This is a genomic window from Cuspidothrix issatschenkoi CHARLIE-1, assembly GCF_002934005.1.
GTDB classification, from domain to species: domain Bacteria; phylum Cyanobacteriota; class Cyanobacteriia; order Cyanobacteriales; family Nostocaceae; genus Cuspidothrix; species Cuspidothrix issatschenkoi.
Genome location: NZ_PGEM01000168.1, coordinates 1 through 681 on the forward strand (window position 1 = coordinate 1; position 681 = coordinate 681).

A 681-nucleotide genomic window follows, 5' to 3' on the forward strand; every position below is an offset into this window, starting at 1 on the left:
CTGCCTTTTCTAACTTAGTTCCCGCCAAATTAGCATTACGCAAATCAGCAGAAAATAACAACACCCCTCGCAAATCTGCATCTTCTAAATTAGCTTGACTTAAATCCGCAAAACTTAAATCACATCCCCGCAAATTAGCACGACAGAGGTTAGCTTTGCTCAAATCAGCATAGCTGAAGTCAGCACCTTTTAAATCAACACCTTGCAGATTAGCTTCTCCTAATTCTGCCCTCTCAAAATTTCGGTTTCCCAATGCATATTCTTCTAAAATCCTAGCAGCACTATTAATTGGCTGTTGAAAATTCGTTTCAGGCATAAATAGCCTCACAATTTATGTAAATTTTTTACAGACTTTCTGGTACTTTCCAAAAATATCATATAACCAATAAGCTAGAAAATAAATCCTTTGTTTACATAAGTTTGTTTTCAGTATTTTTTGTTTCCTCACAAGTTCCGCAAATTTTTATAGTAAGTTACAAGTAAAAAATAAATTACCGAGTATTATTCCCTATAATTCCTAATGGTTGACAAAAAATATGTACATATCTATCTTTACTTGTGTTACATTGCGAATAAGATTTAAAATCAACTCCCAATTCCAATAAATTGGATCAATTTGTAAAAGATCAAACTTTTGTAGTGCGGGCATCTTGCCCGCAAAATTTGTACCTCATAACTTCG

General features: G+C 33.6%; 1 protein-coding gene. It reads right to left on the reverse strand.

The window, feature by feature from the left end:
• Positions 1-316: Alr5209 family pentapeptide repeat protein (locus CUN59_RS18840; protein ID WP_104389281.1), on the reverse strand; the 316-nt coding region annotated here is incomplete at its 3' end.
• Positions 317-681: the final 365 nt, after the last annotated feature.